Origin of the sequence: Streptomyces solicamelliae (assembly GCF_045348655.1) — a bacterium.
GTDB lineage: Bacteria > Actinomycetota > Actinomycetes > Streptomycetales > Streptomycetaceae > Streptomyces > Streptomyces solicamelliae.
Genome location: NZ_CP160404.1, coordinates 5888307 through 5914661, shown reverse-complemented (window position 1 = coordinate 5914661; position 26355 = coordinate 5888307). Strand labels below are relative to the sequence as shown.

The following is a 26355-nucleotide window of genomic DNA, read 5'->3' as shown; positions in this document are numbered from 1 at the left end:
GCGAGAGCACTGCGATGACAGAGCGTCAGAAGGACCGGCCGTGGCTCATGCGGACGTACGCCGGCCACTCCACGGCCGAGGCGTCCAACGAGCTGTACCGGCGCAACCTGGCGAAGGGCCAGACCGGTCTCTCGGTCGCCTTCGACCTGCCGACGCAGACCGGATACGACCCCGACCACATCCTCGCCCGCGGCGAGGTCGGCCGCGTCGGAGTCCCGGTCTCGCACCTCGGTGACATGCGCCGGCTGTTCCAGGACATCCCCCTGGAGCAGATGAACACCTCGATGACCATCAACGCCACCGCCATGTGGCTGCTGGCGCTCTACCAGGTCGTCGCCGAGGAGCAGGGTGCGGACATCACCCGGCTCCAGGGCACCACGCAGAACGACATCGTGAAGGAGTACCTGTCGCGCGGGACGCACGTCTTCCCGCCCGGCCCCTCGCTCCGCCTCACGACGGACATGATCTGCTACACGGTCAACAACATCCCGAAGTGGAACCCGATCAACATCTGCAGCTACCACCTGCAGGAGGCGGGGGCCACTCCGGTCCAGGAGATCTCGTACGCGATGTCCACCGCCATCGCGGTGCTCGACGCGGTGCGCGACTCGGGCCAGGTGCCCGAGGAGCGCTTCGGCGAGGTGGTCGCCCGTATCTCGTTCTTCGTGAACGCGGGCGTCCGCTTCGTCGAGGAGATGTGCAAGATGCGTGCCTTCGGCCGCATCTGGGACAAGATCACGCTGGAGCGGTACGGCATCGAGAACGCCAAGCAGCGCCGCTTCCGCTACGGCGTCCAGGTCAACTCGCTCGGGCTGACCGAGGCCCAGCCGGAGAACAACGTCCAGCGCATCGTGCTCGAGATGCTGGCCGTGACGCTCTCCAAGGACGCCCGCGCCCGCGCCGTGCAGCTCCCCGCCTGGAACGAGGCCCTGGGCCTCCCCCGGCCGTGGGACCAGCAGTGGTCGCTCCGCATCCAGCAGGTGCTCGCCCACGAGTCCGACCTGCTGGAGTACGAGGACATCTTCGCCGGCTCGCACGTCATCGAGGCCAAGGTGGACGCCCTGGTCGCCGAGTGCCTGGCGGAGATCGACCGGATCCAGGAGATGGGCGGCGCGATGGCCGCCGTCGAGTCCGGCTACCTGAAGTCCCAGCTGGTCTCCTCGCACGCCGAGCGGCGGGCCCGGATCGAGGCCGGCGAGGACAAGATCGTCGGTGTCAACATCTTCGAGACGACCGAGGAGAACCCGCTCACCGCGGACCTCGACACGGCGATCATGACGGTCGACCCGGCGGTCGAGGCCCGGGTGGTCGGCTCGATGAAGACCTGGCGCGACAACCGCTACCAGCCGCCCTTCAACCACCCGCGCCCGTGCAAGGCGCTGGAGCTGCTGAAGGAGGCCGCGAAGGGCACCGGGAACCTCATGGAGGCCACCCTGGAGTGCGCCCGCGCCGGTGTGACGACCGGCGAGTGGGCCGGGGCGCTGCGCGAGGTCTTCGGCGAGTTCCGCGCCCCCACGGGCGTCTCCTCGGCACCGGTCGCCGTCGCCGCCGAGGCGGGCACGCCGCTGGCCGAGGTCCGCGAGAAGGTCGCCCGCACCGCCGAGGACCTGGGCGCCGGACGGCTGCGGCTGCTGGTCGGCAAGCCGGGTCTGGACGGCCACTCCAACGGCGCCGAGCAGATCGCGGTGCGTGCGCGTGACGCCGGCTTCGAGGTGGTCTACCAGGGCATCCGGCTCACCCCGGAGCAGATCGTCGACGCCGCCCTCGCCGAGGACGTGCACTGCGTGGGCCTGTCGATCCTGTCCGGCTCGCACTCCGCGCTGGTGCCGGACGTCCTCGACCGGCTCCGGGAGGCCGGCGCGCCCGACATCCCGGTCATCGTCGGTGGCATCATCCCCAACGCCGACGCCGCAGAACTGAAGCGTGCGGGTGTCGCCGCCGTCTTCACACCGAAGGACTTCGGTATCACCGAGATCATCGGCCGTATCGTCGACGAGATCCGGAAAGCGAACAAGCTCGATCCCCTGGAGGTCTCCGCATGACCAGCCCCGTGAACCGGCTCCGCCCCCGTCGCTCCTGCCTGGCGGTCCCCGGCTCCAACCCGCGCTTCCTGGAGAAGGCCCAGGGACTCGCCGCCGACCAGGTCTTCCTCGACCTGGAGGACGCCTGCGCGCCGCTGGCCAAGCCGGAGGCCCGGCACACCATCGTCAAGTTCCTGAACGAGGGCGACTGGACCGGCAAGACCCGCGTGGTCCGCGTCAACGACTGGACGACCCACTGGACCTACCGCGACGTCGTCACCGTCGTCGAGGGCGCCGGCCAGAACCTCGACTGCATCATGCTGCCGAAGGTCCAGGACGCCCAGCAGATCGTCGCCCTCGACCTGCTGCTCACGCAGATCGAGAAGACCATGGGCTTCGAGGTCGGCAAGATCGGCATCGAGGCGCAGATCGAGAACGCCCAGGGCCTGACCAACGTCAACGCGATCGCCCAGGCCTCGCAGCGCGTCGAGACGATCATCTTCGGCCCGGCCGACTTCATGGCCTCGATCAACATGAAGTCCCTCGTCGTCGGCGAGCAGCCGCCCGGCTACCCGGCGGACGCGTACCACCACATCCTGATGAGCATCCTGATGGCCGCCCGCGCCAACAACCTCCAGGCGATCGACGGTCCCTACCTGCAGATCCGCAACCCCGAGGGCTACAAGGCCGTCGCGCAGCGCGCCGCCGCCCTCGGCTTCGACGGCAAGTGGGTGCTGCACCCGGACCAGGTCGCCGCGGCGAACGAGATCTTCTCGCCCTCGCAGGAGGACTTCGACCACGCCGAGCTGATCCTGGACGCGTACGACTACTACACGTCCGAGGCCGGCGGCAAGAAGGGCTCCGCGATGCTCGGCGACGAGATGATCGACGAGGCCTCCCGCAAGATGGCCCTGGTCATCTCCGGCAAGGGCCGCGCCGCCGGCATGCAGCGCACCAGCAAGTTCGAGATCCCGGAGGCCTGAGAACCATGCAGTTCGGCCGCACCTACGAAGAGTTCGAGATCGGCGCCGTCTACAAGCACTGGCCCGGGAAGACGGTCACCGAGTACGACGACCACCTCTTCTGTCTGCTCACCATGAACCACCATCCGCTGCACATGGATGTGAACTACGCCGAGAACACGACGGACTTCAAGAAGAACGTCGTCGTCGGCAACTACATCTACTCGCTGCTGCTCGGCATGTCCGTGCCGGACGTCTCCGGCAAGGCGATCGCCAACCTGGAGATCGAGTCGCTGCGCCACGTCGCGCCGACCTTCCACGGCGACACGATCTACGGCGAGACGACCGTCCTCGACAAGACGCCGTCGAAGTCCAAGAGCGACCGCGGCGTCGTCTACGTCGAGACCAAGGGCTACAAGCAGGACGGCACCCTGGTGTGCGTGTTCCGCCGCAAGGTGATGGTCCCGACCGCCGAGTACATCGAGGCACGCGGCGGCGAGCAGGCCGGCCGCCCCGAGCTGAAGGAACAGGGGAAGTAGTCATGGCGCGACTCGCCCAGACCCACGGTCTGACCGATGTGCAGCAGGAGATCCTCTCCACCGTCCGGGACTTCGTCGACAAGGAGATCATCCCGGTCGCGACGGAGCTGGAGCACCGCGACGAGTACCCGCAGCAGATCGTCGACGGGCTCAAGGAGCTCGGTGTCTTCGGTCTGATGATCCCCGAGGAGTACGGGGGCCTGGGTGAGTCGCTGCTCACCTACGCGCTGTGCGTGGAGGAGATCGCCCGCGGCTGGATGTCGGTCTCCGGCATCATCAACACGCACTTCATCGTGGCGTACATGCTCAAGCAGCACGGCACCCAGGAGCAGAAGGAGTACTTCCTTCCGCGGATGGCGGCCGGCGAGACGCGTGGCGCGTTCTCGATGTCGGAGCCGGCTCTCGGCTCGGACGTGTCGGCCATCACGTCGAAGGCGGTGAAGGACGGCGACGAGTACGTCCTCAACGGCCAGAAGATGTGGCTGACCAACGGTGGAACCTCGTCTCTGGTGGCCGTTCTGGTCCGGAGTGACGAAGGACACCCCGAGGGCACGGCGCCCCACAAGTCGATGACGACCTTCCTCGTCGAGAAGGAGCCCGGCTTCGGAGAGGTCCGCCCCGGCCTCACCATCCCCGGGAAGATCGACAAGATGGGTTACAAGGGCGTCGACACGACCGAACTCATCATGGACGGACTGCGCATTCCGGCCAATCGGGTCCTCGGCGGGGAGACCGGCCGAGGGTTTTACCAAATGATGGACGGCGTCGAGGTCGGCCGCGTCAACGTGGCCGCGCGTGGTTGCGGTGTCGCACAGCGTGCCTTCGAACTGGGCGTCCAGTACGCCCAGCAGCGTCACACTTTCGGCAAGCCGATCGCTCAGCACCAGGCGATCCAGTTCAAGCTGGCCGAAATGGCTACCAAGGTCGAGGCTGCTCATGCCATGATGGTGAACGCAGCACGCAAAAAGGACTCCGGGGAACGAAACGACCTCGAAGCAGGGATGGCGAAGTACCTCGCCTCCGAGTACTGCAAGGAAGTCGTGGAGGACGCGTTCCGCATTCATGGCGGGTACGGGTTCTCGAAGGAGTACGAGATCGAGCGTCTCTACCGAGAGGCTCCGATGCTGCTCATCGGCGAAGGTACCGCCGAGATCCAGAAAATGATCATTGGACGTCGGCTGCTCGAGGAGTACCGGTTCCAGGGCTGATTGTCGGGTTTGGGTCGGTTAGGCCGCGAAGAAGATCACACCCCGTCATCGTCTTCCGGCCTCCGACTCGGTTTCTGGCTTTCCCAGTTGCGGCCCGCAACCGATAGCATCGACGGAAAGCCGCCGTCCCCCGATTGCCCGCGCGGCATCATCCGCTACGAAGGTCATCCATGCCCCACAGCCAAACCTCTGCACCTCGCGACAGCCACCTCGGCGTACGTATCGCACGCGGAGCATCGCCGTGGCTTCTGCCGACCGTCGCCACCGCGGCGCTCAGCCTCGCGCGCTCGCGCAGGTCGAAGCGCGCCGCGGCCCTGGCCGTGCCCACCACCGCGCTGGCGGCGGGCATGCTGTGGTTCTTCCGCGACCCCGAGCGCGAGATCGCTCAGGGCCGGGTCATCTCCCCCGCCGACGGTGTGGTGCAGAGCATCATGCCGTGGAAGGACGGACGGACCCGGGTCGCCATCTTCATGAGCCCGCTGAACGTCCACGTCAACCGCGCGCCGCTGGCCGGCACGGTGACGTCCGTGGAGCACATCCCCGGCGGGTTCGTCCCGGCGTTCAACAAGGAGAGCGAGAACAACGAGCGCGTCGTCTGGCACTTCGACACCGAGCTCGGCGACATCGAGATGGTGCAGATCGCCGGCGCCGTCGCCCGGCGCATCGTGCCCTACATCCCGCAGGGCACCAAGGTCGAGCAGGGCGAGCGCATCGGTCTGATCCGCTTCGGCTCGCGGGTGGACATCTACCTTCCGGAAGGGGTCGAGGTCGCCGTCGAGGTCGGTCAGAAGACGACCGCGGGGGTGACTCGCATTGACCGTGATTGATCCCGAGACGCAGGCGAACTGGGTCAAGGAAGCCGAGGCGGAGGCCGAGGAAGAGGAGATGCCGCTGTCGTTGAGGCTGTCCATAGCGGACGCCCTCACGCTCGGTAACGCCACCTGTGGCTTCATGGCGGTGTACTTCACCACCACCGGCATCCTGATCCCGCACCTCACGGGCAGTAACGAGACCGGCATGGCGCGCAACAGCGCGGCGACCGCCGTGATCCTGATGCTGTGCGCGGCGATCTTCGACCTGTTCGACGGCATCGTGGCGCGCAAGCTGCGCTCCTCCCCCATGGGCGCCGAGCTCGACAACCTGTCGGACCTCATCAGCTTCGGTCTGGCGCCGGCCTACTTCGTGCTCGTGTACGGGATGGTCGCGGTCTCGGATCCCGCCCAGCAGAAGGTCTCGGCAGTGGCCGCGGTCGTGGTGCTGCTCGCGGTGGTGCTGCGACTGGCGCGGTTCTCCTGCGTGACGATGAAGGACGGCATGTTCCAGGGCATGCCGAGCCCCTTCGGCGCGCTGACCGTCGTGTCGATCGTGCTGCTCGATCTGCCGTTCGTCCCGACGCTGCTCGCGATCATCGGCGTGGCCTGGCTCATGGTGAGCCGGGTCGAGTACCCGAAGCCGCGGGGTGTCCTCGCGGTGGCGATGCTCAGCTGGATCATCGGCGCGATGGGCATGCTGGCGGCCTGGGCGTTCGACGCCCCGGGCGGTCAGCTGCTGCTCCAGACCGGCTGCGCGCTGCAGGTGGTGATGGGCGCGGTGATCCCGCTCTTCGCCACGGCACGGCGGGTGAACACCTTCCGTGACAACCGGCGCGAGAACCGGGAGGCCCGCGAGGCCGCCCAGGCACAGGCGCAGTAGGCAGGGTTTTCCAGGAAGGGCCCGGAGGCGATCGCCTCCGGGCCCTTCCGCGTCTCCTACGCCGTGCGCTTGTAGTACAGGGTCGTGGGGCGCAGCACGCCGGACGGGTCGGCGGCGTAGTCCGGGATCACGCCGGCGGGCGTCCAGCCGGCCGCGCGGTACAGGCGCTCGGCGGGGCTGCCGGTCTCGGTGTCGAGGACCAGCAGGGTCAGCCCGGCCTCGGCCGCCGCGGCCTCGGCGGTGGCGAGGAGGCGTGCGCCCAGGCCCCGGCCGCGGGCCTCGCGGTGGACGACGAGCCGGGCGATCTCGCCGCGATGCCGTGCGTTCGCCTTGTCGCCGCGGACCAGGGTCACCGCCCCGAGCGGTCGCCGGCCGGGCCCGTAGGCCGCCCAGACGTCCCGTACGCCCCGCTCCGCCTCCTCGGCGGCCGCCCGCCACCAGGAGGCCGCCTCGGCCTCCTCCAGGGGCGCGAGAAAGCCGATGGACGCGCCGCCGTCCACCGCGTCCACGAGCAGCCGGGCGAGCCCGCCGGCGGCCTGGGCCCGGATCTGCGCGGGGTCGAGGCGCTCGACGACGCAGCGGTCGGTCTTGACGGTCTCGATACCGGTGTCAGTCATGGCCCGACCTTCACATTTCGTTGTTTCGCGCGGGTGACGGCGGGGCCGTGCCTAGGCTGGAGCCGTGAAGATCTTCGTCGCGGGTGCCACGGGCGCCGTGGGCCGGGTGCTCGTACCGCTGCTGCTCGACGCCGGGCACGAGGTCGTCGGGGCCTCGCGGAGCGAGGAGGGCGCGGAGCGCGTGCGGGCGCAGGGGGCGCGGGGCGTGCGGGTCGACGCGCTGGACGCGGACGGGCTGCGGGCCGCCGTCGCGGCGGCCGCGCCGGACGCGGTGGTGCACCAGCTCACCGACCTGTCCGCGGCGGACGGCGCGGCGAACGACCGGCTGCGGCGCGAGGGCACGCGCAACCTGGTGGACGCGGCGGAGGCGGCCGGCGTGGAGCGGCTGGTCGCCCAGTCGATCTCCTGGACGTACGCCCCGGGCGCCGGACCCGCCGGCGAGTCCGTCCCCCTCGACGGCACGGACGCGCTGCCGCGGGCGCGGATCGTCGCCGGGGCCCGCGCACTGGAGGAGCAGGCCGCCGAGCTGCCCGGGGCGGTGGTGCTGCGGTACGGGATCCTGTACGGCCCCGGCACCTGGTACGCGCCCGGGGGCGCGGTCGCGGCGGCGCTGGGCGGCGCCCCGGAGGCCCGGTACCTGGGCAGCCTGACGGCGGACGGCTCGGTCTCGTCCTTCGTCCACGTCGCGGACGCGGCCCGGGCGGCGGCGGAGGCCCTGACCTGGCCGCCCGGCACGTACAACGTGGTGGACGACGAACCGGCTCCCGCCCGCGACTGGCTGCCGGTCCTGGCCGCGGCCCTCGGCGTCCCCGCCCCCGCCCCCGCGGAGGGGGCGACCCCCTGGGCCCGCGGCGCCTCGAACACCAGGGCCCGCGCCCTGGGCTGGCACCCGACCCACCCCACCTGGCGCACCGGCTTCACCGCTCAGGACGCGTAAGCCGCGCCCACTGACCGCTGAGCCTGCCGCCACCCCGACGCCCGCACCCCGCCGGGCGCGCCTTCGCCCGGCGGGGTGCGGTGTCGTCGGCCTGCCGAGTGCCGTCAGCCGGCCTTCGGCGTGAAGCCCTTCGCCGCCTCGGAGACGAACGGTTCGCGGACCGTGCGCATGCCTCCGGGGAGGGACTTGTCGGGCTGGAGGATGGCGCTCTCCTTGGACGAGGGGGCCTTCGGGTCGGCGAAGTCGTGCTTCATCCCGAAGCCGGCGTCGTGGGCGGTGAGGGAGAGGAGCGCCTTGTCCACGCCTTCGCGCGTGAGGTCCTTCGCCTCGCAGGCCTTCTTCAGGGCCTCGCCGAAGACCGTCACCGCCGTCCAGCCCGCCACGATGCCGTTGTCGAGGCTGTCCTTCGGGTACGCCGCCTGGTAGTCGGCCACCAGCTTCTTCGCGACCGGCGTGTCCGCGCCGATCGGCAGGCTCGGTGAGGCGACCCAGTACATCTGCTCCAGGGCCGGTCCGGCCGGGGTGCCGAGCAGCTGGGGCGAGAACGCCGAGTTGTTGCCGATGACCGGCACCTTCAGCCCGGTCGCCGCCGCCACGCCGACCAGGGACGCCGCCTGCTTCGGGCCCGCGCTGATGACGACGGCCTTGACCCCGGCCTGCTTGAGCGCCGCGACCTGCGCCGACATGTCGCTGTCGGTCGGCTTGATCTTCTGCTCGACGACGGTCAGCCCGGCCTTGCCGGCCGCGTACTTCGAGCCCGTCAGGGCGTTCTCGCCGTAGTCGCCCTCGAAGTAGACGTGGCCGACCTTGTCGCCCTTCTTGAGGCCCTTCTCGGCGACGAGGAAGTCCACCGCGTTGATCGTCTCCACGTCGTACGTCGAGCCGAGCACCCGGATGTACGGGCTGCCGAGCAGCGAGGCGGACCAGGCCTGCGGGAGGACGAGGACCTTGTCCTGCGCGTCGATCCGCTGCTTGGCCGCGGCGACGAACGGCGAGCCGATGAACTGGGCGTAGCCGACGACCTTCGGCTCCAGCTCGGTGTACGCGGCGAGCGCCTTCTGCGGGTCGTAGCCGTGATCGCGGACCGTCAGCTCCAGCTTGCGGCCGCAGATCCCGCCGGCCGCGTTGGCCTGCTTCACGTACAGCTGCTGGGCCTGCGTGATGCTCTTGCCGAGGGTGGCGTACACCCCGGTCATGTCGGTGAGCGCGCCGATCGAGATGGTCGAGTCGGTGACGCCCTCGCCCGCCTTGACCCCGCCCTTCCCGGCCGCGTCGGAGCCCTCGGTCTTCGCCTTGGAGCTGCAGCCGGCCGCGGTCAGCGCGACCAGGGCGGCGAGTGCGGCGGCCAGGCCCCGCACGGCCGGTCGTCGGTGGTTCATCGTTCCTCCCCAGAGGGTTGTTGCCGAGTGCGCCGGGCGGCGAGCCGGACCAGGCCGCCGGGCAGGAAGAGCACCACCGCGACGACGGCGGCGCCGTAGAGGAAGCGGGCGGCCTCCCCCGGTGCGATCCCGCCCGTCCCGGGGGCGGAGACCAGGGGAAGGGCGTCGCTGTACCGGTTGAGGAGCTGCGGCAGCAGGGAGACGAAGACGCCTCCGATCACCGCTCCGGCGACCGACCCGAGACCGCCGATGACGATCATGGCCAGGTATTCGAGGGAGAGCAGCATGCCGAAGTACTCCGGCACGGTCCGCTGGAAGACCAGCGCGAGCAGCACCCCGGCGAGTCCCGCGTACATCGACGACAGGACGAACACGGCGGCGCGGTAGCGGGCCACGGGGATGCCCATGACCCCGGCGGCGATCCGGTGGTCGCGGATCGCGTTCATGGCGCGGCCGGGACGGCCGCGGAGCACCCCGCGGGCGAACAGGGCGCCGCCGAGGAGCAGCGCGATCCCGAGGTACCAGAGCTTCTCGGCCGAGCCGAACGGGACCTGGGCGACGAGGAGTTCGCTGTCGTCGAAGGTGATCCCGAAGAGGCTGAGCGACGGCACCGCACGCCCGTTGAAGCCGCCGGTGAGGTCGTGCGCGTTGAACAGCACGTGCTGGCCGATGAAGATCAGCGCGAGGGTGGCGATGCCGAGGTACGCCCCCTGGAGCCGGCCCGCGATCGGGCTGAACACCCCGCCGGCCAGGCCGGCGAGCGCGACGGCGAGGACGGCCGCGAGCCACCCGGGCAGCCCGAGCCCGGCGAGCCCGTCGCTGCCGTCGCCGGCGAAGGCGCAGTAGCCGTACGCGCCGACGGCGAGGAAGAAGGCGTGGCCCATGGAGAGCTGGCCGGTGGCGCCGGTCAGCAGGTTGATGCCGATCGCGCCGAGCGCGGCGGCCATGGCGAACAGACCGGCCTGGAGCCAGAAGCGGTCGAGGTAGAAGGGGAGGGCGAGGAGCACGAGGGCGGCGGCACCCCAGCCCCAGACGCGGGGCCGGGCGAGGACGGCGGGGAGGGTGCTCACGGAGGCGGTCTCAGACACGGGCGAGCTCCTTCGTCCCGAAGAGTCCGGCCGGGCGGATCAGCAGCACCGCGACCATCACGAGGTACGGGGCGAGGTCGCCGATGCCGCGGCCGAGGAAGGTCAGGTCGCCCTGGTAGCCGGTGGCGAGGGACTCGGTGATACCGACGAGGAGGCCGCCGACGAGCGCGCCGGTGGTGGAGTCGAGGCCGCCGAGGATGGCGGCGGGGAAGGCCTTCATCGCGGCGAGCGAGGTGGAGCGTTCCAGGCCGGGGGTGGGGAACACGGTGAGGAAGAGCGCGGCGACGGCGGCGAGGCCGCCCGCCACCGCCCAGGCGCCGAGCGAGACCCGGCCCAGGCGGATGCCCATGAGGGCGGCGGTCTCCTGGTTCTCGGCCGCGGCGCGCATCGCGACCCCCCAGGAGGTGAACCGGAAGGCGAGCAGGAAGGCGGTGATGAGCAGGCCGGCGGCGAGGAAGGCGGCGATCCGGGTCTCGGCCACGGAGATCCCGCCGACGGTGACGACGGCGTCGCCCCACGGGTCGCCGAGGGCGAGGATGTCGGTGCCGATGCGCCGGGTGAGCTCGGTGGCGAGCAGGATGTCGACGCCGATGGTGACGATGGCGAGGACGCTCTGGTCCCGGCCGCGGTAACGGCGCATGACGAGGAACTCGACGGCCGCGCCGACCAGGGCCGCGCCGCCGATGCCGACGAGCAGCGCCGGCCAGAAGCCGAGCGGTTCGTGGAGCACGGCGATGGTGTAGCCGCCGGCGAGCAGCAGCGAGGCGTGGGCGAAGTTGACGACCTCGGTGGCGCGGAAGATCACCACGAAGCCGAGTGCGATCAGGGCGTAGATGGAGCCCAGGGACACGCCGTTGAGCAGGAATTCGGCGAAGGTGGTCATCCGGCGGCCTCCTCTCCGAGATAGGCGCGGACGACCGCCGGGTCGTTCTGTACGTCGGCGGGGGCGCCGTCCGCGATGCGGCGGCCGAAGTCGAGGACGGTGACGCTGTCGGCGAGCCGCATCACCACGCCCATGTCGTGCTCGACGAGGACGATCGAGATGCCGAGGCTGTCGCGGACGCCGGCGATGACGGCGGCGGTGCGGCGGCGCTCGTCGGCGGTCATGCCGGCGACGGGCTCGTCGAGCAGCAGCAGCTTGGGCTCCATGCAGAGCGCGCGGGCGAGCTCGGCGAGCTTCTGCTGCCCGTACGGCAGGGCGCCGGCGGGCTGGGCGAGCTGCTTCTCCAGCCCGACGAACGCGGCGATCTCGCGGACCCGCTCGCGGTGCCGGGCCTCCTCGCGGGCGGCGGACGGCAGGCGCAGCCCGGCGGCGAGGAAGCCGGTGCGGGTGAGCCGGTGGCGGCCGAGGAGCAGGCTGTCCTCGACGGTGGCGAGGGGCGGCAGCGCGAGGTTCTGGAAGATCCGCGCGACGCCGAGCCCGGCGATCTTGTGCGGCGGCAGCCCGGTGAGCTCGTGCTCGCCGAAGCGGACGGAGCCGGAGGTGGCCTTGTAGACCCCGGAGAGCACGTTGAAGCAGGTCGACTTGCCGGCGCCGTTGGGCCCGATGACGGCGTGCACGGTGCCGGGCCGGACGGTGAAGCCGACGGAGTCGAGCGCGGTGAGCCCGGCGAACCTGACGGTGACGTCGCGGACTTCGAGGGCGGGGACGGCCTGGACGGGGACGGTCCGGGCGGGGGTGCCGGCGGGTGCGGCCGTGGCGGCGTCGGCGTCGGGGCGGCCCGCCGCGGACTCCGCCGGGGCGGAGTCGGCGGGGACGTCCGTGGGGGCGTCGGTGCGGGCGTCCGTGGGGTCGTGCGTCATCGGGTGGCCTCCTGCCGTCCGGGCCGCACCGCGTGCACGGCAGCGGCAGCGACGACGGCGTCGGCGGGCGCGGGCAACGGCCGGGCCGTGCGGCCCGCCACCGGGGTCACAGGGGCCTGGTCGGTGTGGTCGGTCGGGTCGGGCGTCATCCGGCGGCCTCCTGCCAGCGGGACAGGGTCGGGTGGTGGGCGGTCGCGTCGGCGGCGTCCGCGGCGGCCGTCTCGTCGACGACGCCGAGGTAGCGGCGGCGGACCTCGTCGGAGGCGGCGAGTTCGGCGGCCGGGCCGGACAGGGTGACCTCGCCGACCTCCAGGACGTACGCCCGCGAGGCGAGGCGCAGCGCCAGCGCGGCGTTCTGCTCGACGAGCAGGACCGCGGTGCCCTGGGCGTTGATCTCGCGGATCGTGTCCGCGATCCGCGCGGCCATCAGCGGCGCGAGGCCCAAAGAGGGCTCGTCGAGCAGCAGCAGCTTCGGCGCGGCCATCAGGGCGCGGCCCACCGCCAGCATCTGCTGCTCGCCGCCGGAGAGCAGCCCGGCGGGCTGCGCGGCCCGCTCGGCGAGCACCGGGAAGAGTTCGTGGACCCGTTTCAGCGCGGCGGCCCGGGCCGTCCGGTCGCGGGTCCCGCCGAGCGCGCCGGCGCGCAGGTTGTCCTCGACGGTCATCCGGGCGAACACCTGGCGCCCCTCCGGGACCTGGCACACTCCGGCGGCGACGACGCGGTCCGGCGGCAGCCCGTCGAGGCTGCGGTCGCCGAAGCGCACGCTGCCGGAGACGACGGCGCCGCCGTGGAACGCGAGCGTGCGGGAGATCGCCCGCAACAGCGTGGACTTCCCGGCGCCGTTGCCGCCGAGGACGGTGACGACGGCGCCCTCGGGCACCTCCAGCGACACCTGCCGCAGGGCGCGGACCGGCCCGTACCCCGCCGACAGATCCGCCACTTCGAGGGCGATGGCCCCCATGGTTCACCTCCGTGGCCTGTTCAGTGGCGCTCACCCCAGCAGCACGGAGGCCGCCCGTCCACGCCTGGTGGCCGAAACGCTGCCGGTGACCAGCGGGAAAGGCCCGGCCCTGTGCACGCGCACAACGGCCCCTCGCGGGGACCCGGGGGGCGACGTGCTTAGCTGGACGCATGATCGATGCGAGGGTTGACGAGTTCCTGGACTCCGGCACGGACGCCGTCGAGGCGGCGGTCCGCAAGGCGGCGGCGGACGAGATCATGCCGCGGTTCCGGCAGCTCGGCGCGGACGAGATCGTGACCAAGAACGGCCCGCACGACCTGGTCACGGTCGCCGACCGGGCCGCCGAGGCACGGCTCACCGAGGCGCTGACCGCCCTGCTGCCCGGTTCCGTGGTCGTCGGCGAGGAGGCCGTGCACGCCGACCCCTCGGTGTACGAGGCGCTGCACGGCGAGGCGCCGGTCTGGATCGTCGACCCGGTCGACGGCACCCGCCAGTTCGTCCACGGCGAGCCCGGCTTCTGCACCCTCGTGGCGCTGGCGCAGGGCGGCCGGATCCACGCCTCGTGGACGTACGCGCCCGCGCGCGAAGAGCTGGCGGTCGCCGTCCGCGGCCGCGGCGCGACGCTCAACGGGCAGCCGCTGAAGGCCGGTTCGCCCGAGCCCGGCGCCGTGCTGCGGGTCGCCACGTCGCACCCCGACTACACCACCCCCGAGCAGAAGCGCGCGCTGCTCGGCCTGTACACGGACGGCGTGGCCGCCCGGCCGTGCGGTTCGGCCGGCCTGGAGTACCTGGACGTGGCCCGCGGAGAGCTGGACGGCATCGCCTTCAACTGGGAGTACGCGTGGGATCACGCAGCGGGGCTGCTGCTGGTCACGGAGGCCGGCGGGACCGACCTGACACTCTCGGGCGAGCCGTACCGCATCACCGGCGGCAACGCGCTGCCGTTCACCGCGGCCCGGGACACGGCGACGGCACATCGGATCGTCGACCTCCTGGCCGGCCGATAGCCGCAGCCCGCCGGGTCCGGCCCGGGCCGGGAGGCATATCCTGACGGCCCTGGCCCCGGCTGACGAAGGAGTCCAAGGTGCCGTCGATGCTCGATGCCGTCGTCGTGGGAGCGGGGCCGAACGGACTGACCGCCGCCGTCGAACTGGCCCGCCGCGGTTGCTCGGTGGCCGTGTTCGAGGCCAAGTCCACGGTCGGCGGCGGGGCGAGGACCGAGGAGCTCACCCTCCCGGGCTTCCGGCACGACCCCTGCTCGGCCGTCCACCCGCTCGGCGTCGGCTCCCCCGCGTTCAAGGACCTGCCGCTGGAGCGGTACGGCCTCGAGTGGCTGCACGCGCGGCTCCCCATGGCGCACCCGTGGGAGGACGGCACCGCCGCCGTGCTGGCGCGCTCGGTCTCCGAGACCGCCGCCTCCTTCGGACCGCGGGACGCCGGGACGTACCGCCGCCTGGTGGCGCCGTACCTCGGTAAGTGGGACACCCTGGCGCGGGACTTCATGTCGCTGCCGCTGACCGCGCTGCCCCGCGATCCGGTCACCCTGGCCCGCTTCGGGATCGGCGGCCTGCAGCCGTCCACGTGGCTGCTGCGCCGGTTCAAGGACGACAAGGCCCGTGCGCTGTTCGCCGGGCTCGTCGGCCATGCCATCGCCCCGCTCGACGGCCTCGCCACCTCCGCGATCGGCCTCGTCTTCGCGCTCGCCGCGCACGCCGGCGGCTGGCCGCTGCCGCGCGGCGGCTCGCAGGCGATCTCCGACGCCCTCGCCGCGTACCTGAAGGACCTCGGCGGGGCCGTGCACACCGACTACGAGGTGAAGCGGCTCGACGACCTGCCGCCGGCCAGGGCGTACGTCTTCGACACCGCGCCCTCCGCCCTGGCGCGGATCGCCGGCTTCGGCGGGCTGTACGACGGCTACCGCCACGGCGCCTCCGTCTTCAAGATCGACTACGCCCTCGACGGCCCCGTCCCGTGGACCGCCGAGGAGGCGCGCCACGCCGGCACCGTCCAGATCGGCCCCGGCAGCCGCGACATCGGCCTCGCGCTGCGCCAGGCCTCCACCGGCACCGCGCCGCGCACCCCGTTCCTCATCACGGCCCAGCCCAGCCTCGTCGACCCCGGCCGGGCGCCCGAGGGCCGGCACGTCTTCTGGGCGTACGGGCATGTCCCGCAGCGCTGGGAGGGCGACCTGACGGAGGCGATGGAGCGGCAGATCGAACGCTTCGCGCCCGGCTTCCGCGACCGGATCCTGGCCCGCGCCGTCGCAGGCCCGCCCGAACTGGCCGCCCGCAACGCCAACTACGTCGGCGGCGACATCGCCTGCGGCGCGGCCCGCGGACTCCAGCTGATCCTGCGCCCCCGGCTGACCCTGCGGCCGTACCACACCCCGCACCCGGCGGTCTTCCTGTGCTCCGCCGCGACGCCGCCCGGCCCGGGCGTGCACGGCATGTCGGGCCACAACGCGGCGAAGGCGGTGTGGCGGCACCTGAGGTCGACGGGGCGGTAGGGCGAGTGGGACGGGAAATCGCTGGGCGGGGGCTCGTCGGCCGGACGATGATGGAGCCATGAGCAGCGGATCGACAGGACCCTCGGAACCCACCGGCCCCACCATCACCCTCGTCCTCGGCGACATCACCGAGCAGCACGTGGACGCCATCGTCAACGCCGCCAACAGCTCCCTGCTGGGCGGCGGCGGGGTCGACGGCGCCATCCACCGTCGCGGCGGCACGGCGATCCTGGACGACTGCCGCAGGCTCCGCGCCTCGCTTCCCCAAGCTCTCAGCTCCGTTCGAGCAGGGGAGACCCCAATCGGCAAGGGCCTGCCCACCGGCCGGGCCGTGGCGACGACCGCCGGCGAACTCCACGCCGACCATGTGATCCACACCGTCGGACCGGTCCACAGCTCCTCCGAGGACCGCTCCGAGCTGCTCGCCTCCTGCTACCGCGAGTCCCTGCGGGTGGCCGGGGAGCTGGGTGCCCGCTCGGTCGCCTTTCCTGCCGTCTCGACCGGCATCTACGGCTGGCCGCTGGACGACGGCGCGCGGATCGCGGTGGAGACGGTGCGGGAGACGGGTGCGGGGACGTCCGTCGAGGAGGTCAGGTTCGTCCTGTTCGACGAGACCGCGTACAGGGCGTTCGAAGCCGCCCTGGCAGCGCAAGGGTGATGTCGTTTTTCCGCCAGCCGGGCGGGGTCGGCGTCACCCATCCTTGAGCCATGCACACCGACACCGAGCGCTGCGTACGTGCCGTCCGGTCGAAGGACGCCCGCTTCGACGGCGTGTTCTTCACCGCCGTCCGCACCACCGGCATCTACTGCCGGCCCAGCTGCCCGGTCGTGCCGCCCAAGGCCGAGAACATGGAGTTCCACCCCAGCGCGGCGTCCTGTCAGCGTGCCGGGTTCCGGGCCTGCAAGCGCTGCCGACCGGACACCAGCCCCGGCTCGCCCGCCTGGAACGCCCGCGCCGACGCGGTCGCCCGGGCGATGCGGCTGATCCAGGACGGGGTGGTGGACCGGGAGGGCGTACCGGGACTGGCCTCCCGGCTCGGGTACTCGACCCGGCAGATCGAGCGCCAGCTGCTCACCGAGCTGGGCGCGGGGCCGCTCGCCCTGGCCCGCTCGCAGCGGGCGCAGACGGCGCGGCTGCTGATCGAGACGACGCCGCTGCCGATGGCGGAGATCGCCTTCGCCTCCGGTTTCTCGTCCATCCGCACCTTCAACGACACGGTCCGCGAGGTGTTCGCGCTCACCCCCGGTGAGCTGCGCGCCCGGGCCGCCCGCCGCCCCGCCGCGGGCCCGCCCGCCCCGGGGGTGATCGCGCTGCGCCTGCCGTTCCGCGCACCGCTCGCGCCGTCCAACCTGTTCGGGCACCTGGCGGCGACCGCCGTCCCGGGCGTGGAGGAGTGGCGGGACGGCGCGTACCGGCGGACGCTGAGCCTGCCGTACGGGCACGGCATCGTCGCGCTGGCCCCGCGGCCGGACCACATCGCCTGCCGGCTCTCGCTCACCGACCCCCGCGATCTGACCGTCGCCATCGCCCGCTGCCGCCGGCTGCTCGACCTGGACGCGGACCCGGTCGCCGTCGACGAGCGGCTGCGCGCGGATCCGCTGCTCGCCCCGGTGGTCGACAAGGAGCCGGGGCGGCGGGTGCCGCGGACGGTGGACGCGGCGGAGTTCGCCGTCCGGGCGGTGCTCGGCCAGCAGGTCTCCACCGCGGCCGCCCGCACCCACGCGGGACGGCTGGTCGCCGCGTACGGCACGCCGGTGGACGACCCGGAGGGCGGCCTGACGCACCTGTTCCCGGGGCCGGAGGCGCTGGCGTGCCTCGACCCGGAGGGCCTCGCCCTGCCCGGGTCGAGGCGCACCACGCTGCTCACGCTGGTCGGTGCGCTGGCGGACGGCTCACTGCGCCTGGACGTGGACAGCGACTGGGACGAGGCCCGCGCCCGGCTCTCGGCCCTCCCCGGCTTCGGCCCGTGGACCACGGAGGTGATCGCGATGCGGGCGCTGGGCGACCCGGACGCGTTCCTCCCCGGCGACCTCGGCGTCCGGCGCGCCGCGCAGGGCCTCGGCCTGCCCGCCACCCCGGCCGCGCTCACGGCCCGCGCCGGTCAGTGGCGTCCGTGGCGCGCGTACGCGGTCCAGTACCTGTGGGCCACGGAGTCCCACCCGATCAACTATCTCCCCGAGTAAGGAAGTTGCCGCGCCATGCCGACCATTCAGCACTGGGTGGTGGACAGCCCGTACGACGCGCTGACACTCGTCGCCGTCGACGGCGTCCTCAGCCGCATCCACATGACCGACCAGCGCCACCGCCCGGCGGAGGAGACGTTCGGCGCACCCGACCCGAGCCCCTTCGGCGAGACGATGAGCCAGCTGGACGCGTACTTCGCCGGCGACCTGAAGGAATTCACGCTCCCGTTGAACCTGATCGGCACCGAATTCCAGCTCAGGGTCTGGCAGTTGCTGACCGAGATCCCCTACGGCGAGACCCGCACGTACGGCGAACTGGCCGAAGCCCTGGGCAACCCCGGCGCGTCCCGCGCGGTGGGCCTCGCCAACGGCAAGAACCCGGTCAGCATCGTCGTCCCCTGCCACCGGGTGATCGGCGCAGGCGGCTCGCTGACCGGGTACGGCGGCGGCCTGGACAGGAAGAAGCGTCTCCTGGCCTTCGAGGCGGGCGACGTGCTGTTCTGACCACCGGCGGGCCCGACGGCGGACAGGGCCGATCCGACGGATCCCCTCATGATCCGTGCGGTGGTTCTCGATGTCGCCGAGTGCCTTGACCGTCAGCCTCGCGGCAACCTGAGCGCGGCCGCGACGCCGGCGTGGTCGGAGGGCCACAGCCCTGACGGAGTGCGGTCGGCCTGCTCGTCGCCCACGCGCTCGGCCCGCACCGCCTCGAAGCCGTTGCGGAACAGGACGTAGTCGATGCGCTGGCTGAGGGTCGATGCGGCATTGCGCAGGTCAGGAGCCTGGCAGCAGGTGAAGCCGGGGTCCCTGCGGCGGGTTTCCGTCCAGACATCGCGGAAGCCGGCTGCCAGGAAGTCGGCGTAGGTCGGTGTGTCGCTCATGCCCGGCACCGCCCCGACGCCGCCGGCAGCCGAGTTGAGGTCGCCCAGGAGCACGGTGGGAAGGTCGGTGTCGAGCGGCCCGTCGAGCAGTTCGGCGCCCTGCCGTACCTGGACGGCGGGGCTGAGGGCTTCGAGGTGGGTGTCGACCACGCGCATGGTGCGGCCGCCCAGGGTCGCGTCGACGGCCGCCCAGCCCTGCGGGAAGGCGATGCTGCCGAGCACCGGGTGGGGGATCACCAGGCGGGCCGCGAAGGCACCCTGCTGCGGGTTGGCGACGGAGAACCTCGCCGCGGGCAGGTCGGTGCGCGCCAGGATCACGTTGTAGTCGGTGGAGCGGATGTCCTGCAGGCCGTCGGGCGTGGACCGGGGAATCTCGCGGTCACTGTTGGTGATGGTCGCGACTGCGGCGTAGTGCCTGCCCCGCGCGGCGAGCGCGTCCAGCAGGGTCTGCAGGAAGTCGTACTCGACATCGGTGGCATTGGGCGTGGGACTGAAGTCGGCCGGGCTCTGGCTCCGCCAGAGTCTGACCTCCTGCAGGCCCACCAGATGGGGGTCGGACTCGGCGATCTCGTCCGCCAGGGCCTCGGCGCGCTCAGGGAAGTTCGTGGCTTGGACCTGTGCGTACACCCGGGTCACGGCGGCGATGAGCGACGAGGTGTCGGTGGCGGCGAGGACGGGCCGGAGATCAGCCCCCAGATACATGTTGCGGGTCAGAACCCTCAGCAGGACCGGGCGCTCGTCGGCCGCGGCCGCCGTGAACGACCCGGGCAGGACGAGCAGAAGGGTGCACAGGACGGCGAAGAACGTGGCGCGGGTCCGGCGGCGCCGGATGCGGCCGGCCGACGGCGGCGCTCCGGTCAGGGCGGTTTCGGGCACGACAATGCGACCTTTCGGCAGGGAGAGGGAGCGGAATCGCCGGAGCCGGAGCCGGGGAAACCCGCGTCTGCGTGCGCATGCGCACGCAGACGCGCATGCGCTACAGCGTCCCTTGATCGCCTGCGAGCGTATGGAGGAAGCCGACCGGACAGCCTCAGGCCCGCCGCGCCGGGCGCCCCCGACAACCCGATCGGATGCCCTGTTTGCGCCTGTCGGCTGTGCCGGGTGCGGCCAGGTCTAACGCAACCGGTCCAGCAGAGCGGGCAGCGCGGTGCCGATGGGCTCGCGGAGGATCTCGTCGGCGAGTTCGTCGTACGGGGTGGGCTCGGCGTTCACGATGACCAGGCGGGCGCCGTGTTCGGCCGCGATGCCCGCGAGGGAGGCGGCGGGCTGGACCTGGAGACTGGTGCCGACGGCGATGAACACCTCGGCCGCCTTCGCCACGGACATCGCCTCGCCGAGGACGACGGGGTCGAGCCGCTGCCCGAACATCACGGTCGCGGACTTGAGGACGCCGCCGCAGGCGAGGCACTTCGGGTCGTCCTCGCCTGCCTTCACGCGCTCCAGGGCGTCGGCCATGGAGGAGCGGGCGTGGCAGGCCGTGCACACCACGGAGCGGGCGGAGCCGTGGAGTTCGTACACCTTGCGGTCCGGCATGCCGGCGGCCTGGTGGAGGCCGTCGACGTTCTGGGTGATGACGCGGAGCGCGTGCCCGCTGATCTTCTCAAACGCGGCGACGGCGCGGTGCGCGGCGTTCGGCTCGGCCTTCAGGACCGGCCCGTCGAGCCGTACCCGCCAGGCACGGCGGCGGATCTCCGGGTCGGCCATGTAGTGCTCGTACGTGGCGAGCTTCTCGGCCTCCGGGTCACGCGTCCACACGCCGTTCGGCCCCCGGTAGTCGGGGATCCCCGAGTCCGTGGAGATGCCGGCACCGCTCAGAATCGCGATCATGGTCATGCGGCGAGGGTAGGCGGATCGGCGGAACGGGCGCGAACGGATAATCCGCCTGCTACGTTCCCGCCATGGCCAAGGTGAACATCGCGCTGGACGCGGAGCTCGTGGTGGAAGTCATGGTCCTCGCGGGGGTCGGCAACCCGCAGGACGCGGTGGAACTCGTGGTCCGCGACTACATCGCCCGCGGCCACCGCACCGAGGCCCGCGCGGCGACCCGCGAGGAGTCCCACCGCACCGGCCAGGGCCTGCTTCCGCCGGAGCCGCCGCAGGGCTGACCGCGTCAGTTCGGTCGGTGGCCGTTCTCCAGCTCCGCCGGGCCGGTGCCCGCGGCGAGGGCGTCCAGGGCTGCCAGGACGCGGGGGCCCAGGGCGTGCGGGAGGTGGGCGAGGAGTTCGTCGTGGGCAGCGAGCTTCCAGGACAGGAGTTCTTCCTCCTGGAGGCGGATCGACGCCAGCTGCTCCTGCGTCAGCACCCCGCCGTCGTACACGTACGCCACCAGCGGGGGGCGGACGCGGCCCGGCGTGCTGTGGACCCAGTCGACGGCCAGGAGGGGGCCCAGTGCGAGGTCCAGGCCGATCTCCTCCGCGGTTTCGCGCCGCGCCGCCTGCCTGGGCGTCTCGCCCTGGTCGGATTCGATGGTGCCGCCTGGCAGCGTCCAGCCCTCGCGGTAGTTCGGCTCGACGATCAGGACACGGCCCTGTTCGTCGCGGAACAGGGCCGCGGCGCCCGCGAGTACCTTCGGGAGGCTTGCGATGTACGTAGCGTAGTCCGTCTGTGTCATCCCGTCAGCGTAGCCAGGCGCAGGGTGCGCTTCGCCAGTTCCGTGATGTGCACGCCGTCGAAGCCGAACACGGCGCTGCGCACCCGGTCCTGCAGCGGCTCCGACCACTGGGGCGGGATCGCCCGCGCTCCGCACATGACGCCGGCGACCGAGCCGGCCGTCGCGCCGTTGGAGTCGGTGTCCAGGCCGGCGCGGACGGTGAGCGTGATCGTGCGGGTGAAGTCGCCCTCGCCATAGAGGAGTCCGGCCGTGAGCACCGCCGCGTTCGGGACGGTGTGGATCCAGCCGAGGTGGTTGTGGTCCGAGCCGAGTTCCGCCACCGCGTCCGCCCAGTCGACCCCCGCCTCGTGCAGGGCGATCGCGTGCCGGACCGTGCGGGCGAGCCGGCTGCTCGCGGGGATGCGTTCCAGCGAGGTCTCCAGGGCCTCCCGCGGACCCGGCTCGGTGAACGCGGCGGCGATCAGCGCCGCCGCCCACATCGCGCCGTACACCCCGTTGCCGGTGTGCGACAGGACGGCGTCGCGGCGGGCCAAGGACGCGGCCCGGCGCGGGTCGCCCGGCGAGGTCCAGCCGTACACGTCCGCCCTGATCAGCGCCCCGATCCACTCCTGGTGCGGATTGTCGTACGTCGCCGTCAGCGGCGGTTTCAGGCCGTTGGCGAGGTTGCGGTAGGCGGTCCGCTCGGCGGTGAAGGTCTGCAGGTACGGCAGCCGCAGCAGCCAGTGCTCGCCGACCTGCTCGGTGGTGAAGTCGAAGCCGCGGGTCTCGAGCAGGTGCAGGCCCAGGATGGAGTAGTCCACGTCGTCGTCCCGGCAGCTGCCGCGGATCCGGCCGCGGACGCACTGCGGCCACTCCGGGCGCAGCTCGAAACCGTCCGCGCCGGCGGCGGGCGGTGGTGGCAGATAGTCGGTGAGCGGCAGCGCGTCCGTCAGCCGCAGGTAGCGGTCGATCCGCTCGGGCGTCCAGTGGTCGCCGCGCTCCACCGGCTTGCCGAGCATGTTCCCGGCGATCCGCCCGGTCCAGCCGCCGAGGATCCGGTCGGCGAGTTCGCTGTGCGGTAGGCCCATGCTCCCCGTGTACCCACTGGGGGCGAATCGCCCCGTGATAGTACGGAATATCCCCTTATCAGGGGGTGGCACGCCCTCTGGGGGTGCGGATAGGGTCAGCCCTGGCGCGACTGCCTGTTCGAAAGCAAGGGATGCAAGGTGACGGACGGAGCAGTAACTCAGGTCGCGGACTCGCGGGCACGTGTGCTCGTGGCGGCCGACAAGTTCAAGGGTTCGCTCACGGCCGTGCAGGTCGCGGAGCGGGTCACAGCAGGGCTGCGACGGGTCGTCCCGGAGCTCGAGGTGGAGACGCTGCCCGTCGCGGACGGCGGCGACGGTACGGTCGCGGCGGCGGTGGCGGCCGGGTTCGAGCGGCGTGAGCTGACCGTGACCGGTCCGCTCGGCGAGCCGGTGACGGCGGCGTTCGCGCTGCGGGACGGCACCGCGGTCGTGGAGATGGCGGAGGCCTCCGGGCTGCAGCTGTTGCCGGCCGGCGTCTTCGCGCCGCTGACGGCGACGACGTACGGCTCGGGCGAGCTGCTGGCGGCCGCGCTGGACGCGGGCGCGCGGACGATCGTGTTCGGTGTCGGCGGCAGCGCGACGACCGATGGCGGCGCGGGCATGCTCGCCGCGCTGGGCGCGCGGTTCCTGGACGCGGCGGGCGAGCCGGTCGGACCCGGCGGCGCGGCGCTCGCGGAGCTCGCCTCCGCGGACCTGTCGGGCCTGGACCCGCGCTTCCGCGACGTCGACCTGATCCTCGCCAGCGACGTCGACAACCCGCTGACCGGCCCGAAGGGCGCGCCGGCGGTGTACGGCCCGCAGAAGGGCGCGTCGCCGGAGGACGTGCAGACGCTGGACGCGGCGCTGGCGCACTTCGTGACGGTCCTGGAGAAGGCCATCGGCCCGAAGGCGGCGGAGTGCGCGGTCGCGCCCGGCGCGGGCGGGGCGGGCGGCATCGGGTACGGGGCGCTCGTGGGCCTCGACGCGAGCTTCCGGCCCGGCATCGAGCTGATGCTGGACGTCCTGGGCTTCGCTCCGGCGCTGGAGCGCGCCACGCTGGTGATCACCGGCGAGGGCTCCCTGGACGAGCAGACCCTGCACGGCAAGGCGCCCGCGGGCGTCGCGGCGGCGGCGCGCGCGGCCGGCAAGGAGGTCGTCGCGGTCTGCGGCCGCCTGGCCCTCGCCCCCGAGGCCCTCGGCGCGGCCGGCATCCGCCGGGCGTACCCGCTGACGGCCCTGGAGCCGGACCCGGCGAAGTCCATGCCGAACGCGGGCCCGCTCCTGGAGGAGACGGCGGCCCAGCTCGCCCGCGACTTCCTGAGCTGACCCTCGCCCCGACCCGACCCGACCACGGCACCCGGCCCGCCACGAGCGTGGGCCGGGTGCCGTGCCGTGTGGGTCCTACGGGCCCCACCGGCACCCGCCTCCGGCCGGTGGTGCGGCAGGCCCCGCTCCACCCGGTTCTGCCGGTCCGGCCGTGGCGGGCCGCGCAGCGGCGGCGTGGGGCCGCCCCGACCCACCCCCGCCCCGTACCCGAAAAATCGTTGTCGCCCCCGTGCCCCCGCTCCCTACACTCGCACCGCGCCCCGGCGAAGGGTCCGGTGGCGCCTGGAGTGATCGCTGTGCGACCGAGAGGGGGAGGACGACCGTGCGCTGTTCCCGTACGCCCGTCTCCGCTCCCCCCGCCCGCACCCGTGTCCGGTCGCCGTTCCGGTACGACGTGATCCTGGCCTCTCCCTCCGCCCGGCGGCGGCTGCGCGCCCGCCGGCGGAATCCCGTGACGCACCGCTGACGTCGGCTGTCGACGTCTTTCGCCGCTCGTCCGGGACATCGCGCTGCCCTTTCCCGAACACGCACGAAAGGCCCTGGGCCATGCGCACGCAGCTTCCCCTCTCCCGTATCCGCAACATCGGTGTCCTCGCGCACGTGGACGCCGGCAAGACCACGCTCACCGAGCGCTTCCTGTACCTGACAGGCGCCACCCACAAGCGCGGCGAGGTCCACGACGGGACGACGGTCACCGACTTCGACCCGCAGGAGCGGGACCGCGGGATCACGATCTTCGCGGCGGCCGTGAGCTGCGACTGGGACGGTCACCGGATCAACCTGATCGACACCCCGGGCCACGTCGACTTCACCGACGAGGTCGAACGCGCGCTGCGGGTCCTCGACGGTGCCGTCGCCGTGTTCGACGCGGTGGCGGGCGTCGAGCCGCAGAGCGAGACGGTGTGGCGGCAGGCCGACCGGCACGGCGTACCGCGGATCGCGTTCGTCAACAAGATGGACCGCGCGGGCGCGGACCTCGACGCGGCGGTGGCCTCGATCCGGGACCGGCTCGGCGCCGTACCGCTCGTCGTCCAGCTGCCGATCGGCCGCGAGGACGGGTTCACCGGCGTCGTCGACCTGCTGCGTCCGCGGGCGCTGGTCTGGGGCGCGGACGAGGTCCTCGCCGAGGGCCCCGTGCCCGAGGAGCTCCGCGAGGAGGCGGCACGCCGGCGACGGCTCCTGGAGGAGACGGTGGCGGAACTGCATCCGGGCGCCCTGGAGGAGTACTGCGCCCGCGGCGAACTCGGCGAGCGCACGCTCGCGCACGCGCTGCGGGACGTGACGGCGGCCGGCGACGGCGTGGTCGTGCTGTGCGGCTCGGCGTACCGGAACCGTGGCGTCGAACCGCTCCTCGACGCGGTGGCGGCGTACCTGCCGGCGCCTGCGGACGAGGCGGACGCGCCGTTCGCGGGGCTGGTGTTCAAGGTGCAGTCGACCGCGACCGGGCGGCTGACGTTCCTGCGGGTGTACTCGGGCACGGTCCGGAAGGGGGACGTGGTGCTGGACGCGACGGCGGGCCGTACGGAGCGGGTCGCACGGATCCTGCGGGTCCAGGCGGACCGGAACACGGAGGTCGAGCAGGCGGCGGCCGGCGACATCGTCGCCGTCGTCGGGCCGAAGACGGCCCGCGCCGGTTCGACGCTGTGCGACCGCGACGCGCCACGGCAGTTCGAGCCGCCGCGGTCGGCGACGCCGGTCGTGTCGGTGGCCGTCGAGGCGCGCCGGAGCCTCGACACCGAGCGGCTGGCGACGGCGCTGGGCCGCCTGGTGGAGGAGGACCCGTCGCTGGTCGTGCGGTCCGATCCGGAGACGGGTCAGACCGTCCTGTCGGGTCTCGGCGAGCTGCATCTGGAGGTCGCGACGGAGCAGTTGCGCCGCGTCCACGGACTGGAGGTGACGGTGGGCAGGCCGCAGGTGGCGTACCGGGAGACGGTGGTGCGCGGGGTGACCGGCTTCGCGTACAAGCACGTCAAACAGGACGGCGGGGCGGGCCAGTTCGCTCAGGTGGTCCTGGACGTGCAGCCGCTGGAGGGTACGGACGACGGGGCGTTCGCCTTCGCGTCGACGGTGACGGGAGGGCGCGTGCCGGCGGAGTACGTGCGCGCGGTGGAGGCGGGTTGTCGGGACGCCCTCGCCGAGGGTCCCCTCGGCGGCCACCCGGTGACCGGCGTACGGGTGACGCTGACGGACGGGGCCACGCACGTGAAGGACTCGTCGGAGCTGGCGTTCCGTACGGCGGCCCGGTTCGCGGTGCGTGACGCGCTGCGCGCGGCGGAGCTGACGCTGCTGGAGCCGGTGGCCGAGGTGACGGTCACCGCGCCGGAGGCGTCGGTGGGCGCGGTCCTGGGCGACCTCGCGTCCCGTCGCGCCCGCATCTCGGGCACGACGACCGAGTCGGGCTCGACGGCGCTCACGGCGACGGTCCCCCTGGCCGAACTCTTCGGCTACGCCACCCGCCTGCGCACCCGCACCCAGGGCCGAGGCACCTTCACGACCCGCCCGTCGGGCTACGCCCCGGTGACGGGCGGCTGAGAAACGGGCCCCGGCCTCCACACGGGCCCCGGCCTCCACACGGGGGCCGGGCTCCCGGCGGG

At 72.6% G+C, this 26355-nt stretch carries 26 protein-coding genes; 15 read left to right on the top strand and 11 right to left on the bottom strand.

What is annotated here, in order from left to right:
• Nucleotides 1-14 precede the first annotated feature (14 nt).
• From ABZO31_RS27280 to pssA, 6 genes are all read left to right on the top strand, one after another.
• Nucleotides 15-2042: a protein meaA gene (locus ABZO31_RS27280; RefSeq protein ID WP_406863941.1), complete on the top strand. Its 2028-nt coding sequence runs from the start codon at nt 15-17 to the stop codon at nt 2040-2042.
• On the top strand, nt 2039-3004 hold the full coding sequence (locus tag ABZO31_RS27275) for an HpcH/HpaI aldolase/citrate lyase family protein (RefSeq protein WP_055640579.1): 966 nt from the start codon (nt 2039-2041) through the stop codon (nt 3002-3004). Before ABZO31_RS27280 ends, ABZO31_RS27275 begins: the two co-directional genes overlap by 4 nt.
• A gap of 5 nt (nt 3005-3009) precedes the next feature.
• A complete protein-coding gene (locus ABZO31_RS27270; protein ID WP_406863940.1) occupies nt 3010-3522 on the top strand; it encodes a MaoC family dehydratase in 513 nt (170 codons plus the stop codon).
• A 2-nt stretch (nt 3523-3524) separates the two neighbouring features.
• On the top strand, nt 3525-4730 hold the full coding sequence (locus tag ABZO31_RS27265) for an acyl-CoA dehydrogenase family protein (protein ID WP_406863939.1): 1206 nt from the start codon (nt 3525-3527) through the stop codon (nt 4728-4730).
• 170 nt (nt 4731-4900) lie between these two features.
• A complete protein-coding gene (locus ABZO31_RS27260; RefSeq protein ID WP_406863937.1) occupies nt 4901-5557 on the top strand; it encodes a phosphatidylserine decarboxylase in 657 nt (218 codons plus the stop codon).
• Entirely contained in the window at nt 5550-6422 is an 873-nt protein-coding gene (gene pssA / locus ABZO31_RS27255) for a CDP-diacylglycerol--serine O-phosphatidyltransferase (RefSeq protein ID WP_406865489.1), read from the top strand. Before ABZO31_RS27260 ends, pssA begins: the two co-directional genes overlap by 8 nt.
• Nucleotides 6423-6478: 56 nt before the next feature.
• On the opposite strand, the gene ABZO31_RS27250 is transcribed toward pssA, so the two are convergent.
• Nucleotides 6479-7039 (bottom strand): GNAT family N-acetyltransferase, encoded by a 561-nt coding sequence (locus tag ABZO31_RS27250; protein ID WP_406863936.1) that lies wholly within the window; start codon nt 7037-7039, stop codon nt 6479-6481.
• Between the two features lie 64 nt (nt 7040-7103).
• Between ABZO31_RS27250 and ABZO31_RS27245 the strand changes: the two genes are divergently transcribed.
• The gene (locus ABZO31_RS27245; RefSeq protein WP_406863935.1) at nt 7104-7976 is read left to right on the top strand and encodes an NAD-dependent epimerase/dehydratase family protein; all 873 of its coding nucleotides are present in this window, start codon (nt 7104-7106) and stop codon (nt 7974-7976) included.
• A gap of 104 nt (nt 7977-8080) precedes the next feature.
• On the opposite strand, the gene ABZO31_RS27240 is transcribed toward ABZO31_RS27245, so the two are convergent.
• From ABZO31_RS27240 to ABZO31_RS27215, 6 genes are read right to left on the bottom strand one after another with little or no spacing between them, the layout of a single operon-like run.
• Nucleotides 8081-9355 (bottom strand): ABC transporter substrate-binding protein, encoded by a 1275-nt coding sequence (locus tag ABZO31_RS27240; RefSeq protein WP_406863934.1) that lies wholly within the window; start codon nt 9353-9355, stop codon nt 8081-8083.
• Nucleotides 9352-10443: a branched-chain amino acid ABC transporter permease gene (locus ABZO31_RS27235; RefSeq protein WP_406863933.1), complete on the bottom strand. Its 1092-nt coding sequence runs from the start codon at nt 10441-10443 to the stop codon at nt 9352-9354. The genes ABZO31_RS27240 and ABZO31_RS27235 overlap by 4 nt, the downstream gene beginning before the upstream one ends.
• Entirely contained in the window at nt 10436-11326 is an 891-nt protein-coding gene (locus tag ABZO31_RS27230) for a branched-chain amino acid ABC transporter permease (protein WP_406863932.1), read from the bottom strand. Before ABZO31_RS27230 ends, ABZO31_RS27235 begins: the two co-directional genes overlap by 8 nt.
• A complete protein-coding gene (locus ABZO31_RS27225; protein ID WP_406863931.1) occupies nt 11323-12246 on the bottom strand; it encodes an ABC transporter ATP-binding protein in 924 nt (307 codons plus the stop codon). Before ABZO31_RS27225 ends, ABZO31_RS27230 begins: the two co-directional genes overlap by 4 nt.
• Nucleotides 12243-12395, bottom strand: coding sequence for a hypothetical protein (locus tag ABZO31_RS27220; protein WP_406863930.1), 153 nt, complete (start codon nt 12393-12395; stop codon nt 12243-12245). The genes ABZO31_RS27225 and ABZO31_RS27220 overlap by 4 nt, the downstream gene beginning before the upstream one ends.
• Nucleotides 12392-13207, bottom strand: coding sequence for an ABC transporter ATP-binding protein (locus ABZO31_RS27215; RefSeq protein ID WP_406863929.1), 816 nt, complete (start codon nt 13205-13207; stop codon nt 12392-12394). Before ABZO31_RS27215 ends, ABZO31_RS27220 begins: the two co-directional genes overlap by 4 nt.
• A 170-nt stretch (nt 13208-13377) precedes the next feature.
• Here ABZO31_RS27215 and ABZO31_RS27210 point away from each other — a divergent pair, with 170 nt between their 5' ends.
• The 5 genes from ABZO31_RS27210 (at nt 13378) to ABZO31_RS27190 (ending at nt 18401) form a co-directional block, all read left to right on the top strand.
• Nucleotides 13378-14214, top strand: coding sequence for an inositol monophosphatase family protein (locus ABZO31_RS27210; RefSeq protein ID WP_406863928.1), 837 nt, complete (start codon nt 13378-13380; stop codon nt 14212-14214).
• Between the two features lie 77 nt (nt 14215-14291).
• The gene (locus tag ABZO31_RS27205; protein WP_406863927.1) at nt 14292-15713 is read left to right on the top strand and encodes a phytoene desaturase family protein; all 1422 of its coding nucleotides are present in this window, start codon (nt 14292-14294) and stop codon (nt 15711-15713) included.
• A gap of 58 nt (nt 15714-15771) precedes the next feature.
• Nucleotides 15772-16371, top strand: coding sequence for an O-acetyl-ADP-ribose deacetylase (locus ABZO31_RS27200; RefSeq protein ID WP_406863926.1), 600 nt, complete (start codon nt 15772-15774; stop codon nt 16369-16371).
• A 50-nt stretch (nt 16372-16421) separates the two neighbouring features.
• Nucleotides 16422-17897: an AlkA N-terminal domain-containing protein gene (locus tag ABZO31_RS27195; protein ID WP_406863925.1), complete on the top strand. Its 1476-nt coding sequence runs from the start codon at nt 16422-16424 to the stop codon at nt 17895-17897.
• Nucleotides 17898-17912: 15 nt separating this feature from the next.
• On the top strand, nt 17913-18401 hold the full coding sequence (locus ABZO31_RS27190) for a methylated-DNA--[protein]-cysteine S-methyltransferase (protein ID WP_406863924.1): 489 nt from the start codon (nt 17913-17915) through the stop codon (nt 18399-18401).
• Nucleotides 18402-18493: 92 nt separating this feature from the next.
• Here the strand turns inward: ABZO31_RS27190 and ABZO31_RS27185 are convergent, their stop codons facing one another.
• On the bottom strand, nt 18494-19654 hold the full coding sequence (locus ABZO31_RS27185; RefSeq protein WP_406863923.1) for an endonuclease/exonuclease/phosphatase family protein: 1161 nt from the start codon (nt 19652-19654) through the stop codon (nt 18494-18496).
• Between the two features lie 237 nt (nt 19655-19891).
• Entirely contained in the window at nt 19892-20611 is a 720-nt protein-coding gene (locus tag ABZO31_RS27180) for an SIR2 family NAD-dependent protein deacylase (RefSeq protein ID WP_406863922.1), read from the bottom strand.
• A 65-nt stretch (nt 20612-20676) separates the two neighbouring features.
• On the opposite strand from ABZO31_RS27180, the gene ABZO31_RS27175 reads away from it, so the two are divergent.
• Nucleotides 20677-20883 (top strand): type II toxin-antitoxin system VapB family antitoxin, encoded by a 207-nt coding sequence (locus ABZO31_RS27175; RefSeq protein WP_406863921.1) that lies wholly within the window; start codon nt 20677-20679, stop codon nt 20881-20883.
• A 5-nt stretch (nt 20884-20888) separates the two neighbouring features.
• On the opposite strand, the gene ABZO31_RS27170 is transcribed toward ABZO31_RS27175, so the two are convergent.
• The gene (locus tag ABZO31_RS27170) at nt 20889-21389 is read right to left on the bottom strand and encodes an NUDIX domain-containing protein (protein ID WP_406863920.1); all 501 of its coding nucleotides are present in this window, start codon (nt 21387-21389) and stop codon (nt 20889-20891) included.
• A complete protein-coding gene (locus tag ABZO31_RS27165) occupies nt 21386-22456 on the bottom strand; it encodes an ADP-ribosylglycohydrolase family protein (RefSeq protein ID WP_406863919.1) in 1071 nt (356 codons plus the stop codon). The genes ABZO31_RS27170 and ABZO31_RS27165 overlap by 4 nt, the downstream gene beginning before the upstream one ends.
• Before the next feature lie 138 nt (nt 22457-22594).
• Here ABZO31_RS27165 and ABZO31_RS27160 point away from each other — a divergent pair, with 138 nt between their 5' ends.
• Both ABZO31_RS27160 and fusA read left to right on the top strand, forming a co-directional pair.
• Entirely contained in the window at nt 22595-23761 is a 1167-nt protein-coding gene (locus ABZO31_RS27160; RefSeq protein WP_406863918.1) for a glycerate kinase, read from the top strand.
• A gap of 546 nt (nt 23762-24307) precedes the next feature.
• A complete protein-coding gene (fusA, locus tag ABZO31_RS27155; protein ID WP_406863917.1) occupies nt 24308-26293 on the top strand; it encodes an elongation factor G in 1986 nt (661 codons plus the stop codon).
• Nucleotides 26294-26355 lie beyond the last annotated feature (62 nt).

Excerpts from the sequence above, each read along its gene's own strand:
- ABZO31_RS27225 (WP_406863931.1), bottom strand. The coding sequence starts at position 12,246 with ATGACGCACGACCCCACGGACGCCCGCACCGACGCCCCCACGGACGTC.
- ABZO31_RS27240 (WP_406863934.1), bottom strand. The coding sequence starts at position 9,355 with ATGAACCACCGACGACCGGCCGTGCGGGGCCTGGCCGCCGCACTCGCC.
- ABZO31_RS27180 (WP_406863922.1), bottom strand. The coding sequence starts at position 20,611 with ATGACCATGATCGCGATTCTGAGCGGTGCCGGCATCTCCACGGACTCG.
- ABZO31_RS27265 (WP_406863939.1), top strand. The coding sequence starts at position 3,525 with ATGGCGCGACTCGCCCAGACCCACGGTCTGACCGATGTGCAGCAGGAG.
- ABZO31_RS27175 (WP_406863921.1), top strand. The coding sequence starts at position 20,677 with ATGGCCAAGGTGAACATCGCGCTGGACGCGGAGCTCGTGGTGGAAGTC.
- ABZO31_RS27260 (WP_406863937.1), top strand. The coding sequence starts at position 4,901 with ATGCCCCACAGCCAAACCTCTGCACCTCGCGACAGCCACCTCGGCGTA.
- ABZO31_RS27210 (WP_406863928.1), top strand. The coding sequence starts at position 13,378 with ATGATCGATGCGAGGGTTGACGAGTTCCTGGACTCCGGCACGGACGCC.
- ABZO31_RS27215 (WP_406863929.1), bottom strand. The coding sequence starts at position 13,207 with ATGGGGGCCATCGCCCTCGAAGTGGCGGATCTGTCGGCGGGGTACGGG.
- ABZO31_RS27275 (WP_055640579.1), top strand. The coding sequence starts at position 2,039 with ATGACCAGCCCCGTGAACCGGCTCCGCCCCCGTCGCTCCTGCCTGGCG.
- ABZO31_RS27170 (WP_406863920.1), bottom strand. The coding sequence starts at position 21,389 with ATGACACAGACGGACTACGCTACGTACATCGCAAGCCTCCCGAAGGTA.
- ABZO31_RS27270 (WP_406863940.1), top strand. The coding sequence starts at position 3,010 with ATGCAGTTCGGCCGCACCTACGAAGAGTTCGAGATCGGCGCCGTCTAC.
- ABZO31_RS27165 (WP_406863919.1), bottom strand. The coding sequence starts at position 22,456 with ATGGGCCTACCGCACAGCGAACTCGCCGACCGGATCCTCGGCGGCTGG.
- ABZO31_RS27250 (WP_406863936.1), bottom strand. The coding sequence starts at position 7,039 with ATGACTGACACCGGTATCGAGACCGTCAAGACCGACCGCTGCGTCGTC.
- ABZO31_RS27190 (WP_406863924.1), top strand. The coding sequence starts at position 17,913 with ATGCCGACCATTCAGCACTGGGTGGTGGACAGCCCGTACGACGCGCTG.
- ABZO31_RS27220 (WP_406863930.1), bottom strand. The coding sequence starts at position 12,395 with ATGACGCCCGACCCGACCGACCACACCGACCAGGCCCCTGTGACCCCG.
- ABZO31_RS27195 (WP_406863925.1), top strand. The coding sequence starts at position 16,422 with ATGCACACCGACACCGAGCGCTGCGTACGTGCCGTCCGGTCGAAGGAC.
- ABZO31_RS27280 (WP_406863941.1), top strand. The coding sequence starts at position 15 with ATGACAGAGCGTCAGAAGGACCGGCCGTGGCTCATGCGGACGTACGCC.
- fusA (WP_406863917.1), top strand. The coding sequence starts at position 24,308 with ATGCGCACGCAGCTTCCCCTCTCCCGTATCCGCAACATCGGTGTCCTC.
- ABZO31_RS27230 (WP_406863932.1), bottom strand. The coding sequence starts at position 11,326 with ATGACCACCTTCGCCGAATTCCTGCTCAACGGCGTGTCCCTGGGCTCC.
- ABZO31_RS27200 (WP_406863926.1), top strand. The coding sequence starts at position 15,772 with ATGAGCAGCGGATCGACAGGACCCTCGGAACCCACCGGCCCCACCATC.